The organism is Bacillus sp. JJ1503 (genome assembly GCF_036965125.1).
Classification (GTDB): Bacteria; Bacillota; Bacilli; order Bacillales; family Cytobacillaceae; genus Cytobacillus.
Map to the genome: position 1 here is coordinate 1 of NZ_JBALOZ010000359.1, position 3,792 is coordinate 3,792.

Sequence of the window (3,792 nt, forward strand, 5' to 3'; positions counted from 1 at the left end):
CAACTAACAATCAGTGGGAATGAGGCTGAAATAAATTGCCGCTGCCTAATGTCATTGTTTGCACTACCACATACTGTGCGTCGGAAACCTCCACTGATTGAAGTTTCACTTTATCGGCAAATTGCGCTATATTATGACGGCACAACTCAGGAAATGTCTGAATTTGCGCTTTCCCAAGAAATATTAATCACAAATTAACATACTGTAAAGCCAGCTAAATTATCATAATATTCCACAATTACTCTTGAGAAAATAAAAAACAAGCCAGTTTTTTTCAAATCTGGACTTGTTTTGCATCATTTTTAATTTACATCATATACTATTCTCAAGGCCGTCCACCTCTTCTCATTTCGCTTCGTTGCGGGACTAACCAGATCGGAATGTGGGCGGTCTTTTTATTTTGTTTCCAGCTTAGATGATCACAACTTTTTATCAATCAATTCAAGCTCCGGTATCATGTCTGATAACGGAACAATGTTTGCTCTATTTTGATAAACGGGAATAAATTCCTCTAATACGTCTACCATCATTGTACCGGTTACTCCTACATGACCAATTGCAATTAGCCGATCACTTTTATTAAGTTTTCCTGCTAATAAATTGGCCTGTTTCGTAATATGCTCAATTGTATATATATCATCAAAAAAAAGATTGTTTTCCAAATAAGGAACTCCCATCTCATTGGCTAATTTTGGAATCGCACTTTTTCCAGTTGTTTTACTGTCAAGATAATACAATCCATATTCTTTGCAAACCTCTAAAACAATTTTCATGACTCGTTCATCTTCTGTTGCTTTGGAACCCATGTGGTGGTTCATCCCCACAGCATGAGGGATATCCTCAATTGCCGCCACAACTCTCCGTCTTATTTCTTCATCATTTAAATCTGTAGTAATGGCGCCCGGTCCTAACCAGCTTTTCTTTCCCTTTTTCGGCTCCATTGGCAGATGTACAATTACTTCATGATTATTTTTCATTGCTAACTCTGCATCCCGTTTAGAAGTTGGCATAAATGGCATGATGGCAGCAGTCAATGTAACTGGAAGTTTTAATATTTCATCTGTTCCCTTCATGTTATTTCCAAGGTCATCGATGACGATAGCAAGTTCCTTTTTTTCCGTTTTAGATGCAGTTTCCATTGGCATTGTCATTGTAAAAACTAGCACTATAATCGATATAAACCGCAACATCTTAGAATCACCCCTTTTTAATAAACTCTCCATTTTTAGAGAAAAAAATGAATGCAAAATAAAAAAACTGACCAGCCATTTAGCTAGTCAGTTTTCTGTTATTTTCTGTGCATTTTAAATTCTAAAAATAGATCATTATAATAGGCAAGCATTCTTTTTCCAAGGTTTTCGTATACCTCGAGCTTGGCTGTCATTTCTTCATCCGGATAGAAGCGCTCATCACTAATGACTTCTTCATCCATAAATTCGAGTGCCCCTTTATTAGGTGTTGAGTACCCAACATACTCTGTGTTTTGTGCGGCAACTTCTGGATCAAGAATAAAATTAATAAATTGATGTGCGGCTTCCGGATTTTTAGAAGTCTTTGGAATCACCATATTGTCAAACCAGAGATTGGAGCCTTCTTCTGGAACGACATATTCAACATCTTCATTTTCCCACATAATTTCTTGAGCTACTCCGGACCAGACAAGGCCAATACCAGCTTCGCCATTTTCTAACAACATCCGAATTTCGTCCCCTACGATCGCTTTTATATTCGGCGTTAACAAATCAAGCTTTTCTTTCGCTTCGATAAGGTGTTTTTCATTTGTATCATTTAAAGAATAGCCTAAGCTATTTAAGCCCATTCCCATTACCTCTCGAGCACCATCAATAATTAATATCTGATTTTTGAACTTTGGATCCCATAAATCATCCCAACTAGTTATTTCTAAATCACCTAGCATCTCTTTATTATACGCGATTCCGACTGTTCCCCAAAAGTAAGGGATTGAATATTCATTTCTTGGATCGAAAGGCAAATCCATAAATCGTGAATCGATATATTGAAGGTTCGGCACTTTTGAATGATCAATCGGGATAAGTAAATTTTCTTGCCTCATTTTATCGATTGCATACTCAGACGGAACGGCTATATCATAAGAAGTTCCACCCTGCTCAATTTTCGTCAGCATCGCTTCATTTGAATCAAATGTTTCGTAGATGACCTTAATCCCGGTTTCTTTTTCAAATCGTTTTATAAGTTCCTGGTCAATATAATCTCCCCAGTTAAATATCGTCAGTGTATTTCCACTTGAATACCCTTGAGCAGAATTTAGTTTATTGACAAAAAGAATTAAACCAATTGAAACAATGAGTACAGCTGCTAAGGCACGGACAAGCTGTTTCATTTCTTAACCCCCATTCCAGCCGGACGATTATTACGTTTCGTAATAAAGTAATAACCGACTACCAACAGCATCGTGAAAATAAACAATAAGGTAGATAGGGCATTAATGTTTAATGAAACTCCACGTCTTGCAAGTGAGTAGATTTCTACAGATAATGTCGTAAACCCATTACCTGTTACAAAAAATGTAACGGCAAAATCATCTAGAGAATACGTTAAAGCCATGAAAAAACCTGCGAAAATACCAGGGGTAATAAAAGGCAGAATCACCTTAGTTAGGACATCCCATCTGCTTGCACCTAAGTCGAGAGCTGCATATATCATAGATATGTTCATTTCTTCAATTTTTGGCAGTACCATAATCACCACAATTGGAACACTAAAGGCAATGTGTGCAAATAATACAGAGACAAACCCTAGTTTAATTCCAATAATTGTAAACAATATTAAAAATGACGCTCCGATGATAACATCAGGACTTACAATTAGAACATTATTAAGTGAAAGAAGTGTATTTTTTACTCTTCTTCTTCTAGCAAAATAAATCGCAAGTGCACCGGCAACACCTAGTATTGTAGAAATCGCCGCTGATAAAAGGGCAATAATTGCTGTATTTAAAACAATAATTAAAAGTCTTGTATCCCCGAACAGCTCTCGATACCAATCAAGGGTGAATCCTTCGAACTGATACATATTTCCGCCGCTATTAAATGAATAAAACATTAAGTAAAAAATAGGGGCATACAAAATTAGAAATACAATGGTCAAATAGATTGCTGAAAGCTTTGTCTTTTTCTTCATAGGATCCCCCTCTTTCGTTTACCAGTGAGTACCATAATGAGTACCATGGCAATAATTAGGAAGACAGCGATCGTTGAGCCCATTCCCCAGTCTTGAGTGACAAGGAAATGCTGTTCGATGGCTGTTCCGAGGGTGATAACACGGTTACCAGCAATAAGTCTTGTTAACATAAACAATGAAAGTGCAGGAATGAACACGACTTGGCATCCTGACTTAACTCCATCCAGCGTTAATGGGAAAATAACACGGGTAAAAGTTGTCCATGGTGAAGCACCTAAATCATTAGATGCATCAATGAGTGATGGGTTTAATTCATCTAACGCATTAAAGATCGGTAAAATCATAAATGGCAGAAAGATATAAACAGAAACAAAGATAAAGCTGAAATCTGTAAATAATATCTGTTTGCTGCCAACCCCCATTACCTCAAGAAAGCTATTCGCAGCACCATATGTGCCAAAGATACCAATAAACGCATAAGCTTTTAACAATAAATTAATCCACGAAGGAAGAATAATTAATAATAGCCATAACTGCTTATGCTTGGTTTTTGTCAGTAAATAGGCTGTTGGATAAGCAATAATAAAGGCAAAAAATGTAATTAAAAATGCATACCAAAATGAACTAAAT

5 protein-coding genes are annotated in these 3,792 nt (G+C 36.6%); 1 reads left to right on the forward strand and 4 read right to left on the reverse strand.

Annotated elements, in window-relative coordinates; genetic code table 11:
- Positions 1 to 198, forward strand: a 198-nt coding sequence (locus tag V7149_RS22660) for a hypothetical protein (RefSeq protein ID WP_335347845.1), incomplete at its 5' end; no start/stop codon positions are given.
- A 221-nt stretch (positions 199 to 419) separates the two neighbouring features.
- Here the strand turns inward: V7149_RS22660 and V7149_RS22665 are convergent.
- The 4 genes from V7149_RS22665 to V7149_RS22680 form a co-directional block, all read right to left on the reverse strand.
- Positions 420 to 1,187, reverse strand: coding sequence for a divergent polysaccharide deacetylase family protein (locus V7149_RS22665; protein WP_335347849.1), 768 nt, complete (start codon positions 1,185 to 1,187; stop codon positions 420 to 422).
- A gap of 101 nt (positions 1,188 to 1,288) precedes the next feature.
- A complete protein-coding gene (locus V7149_RS22670) occupies positions 1,289 to 2,362 on the reverse strand; it encodes an ABC transporter substrate-binding protein (RefSeq protein WP_335347846.1) in 1,074 nt (357 codons plus the stop codon).
- On the reverse strand, positions 2,359 to 3,162 hold the full coding sequence (locus V7149_RS22675) for an ABC transporter permease (protein ID WP_335347847.1): 804 nt from the start codon (positions 3,160 to 3,162) through the stop codon (positions 2,359 to 2,361). Before V7149_RS22675 ends, V7149_RS22670 begins: the two co-directional genes overlap by 4 nt.
- On the reverse strand, positions 3,159 to 3,792 hold a 634-nt coding region (locus tag V7149_RS22680), incomplete at its 5' end, for an ABC transporter permease (RefSeq protein ID WP_335347848.1). The genes V7149_RS22675 and V7149_RS22680, both read right to left, overlap by 4 nt.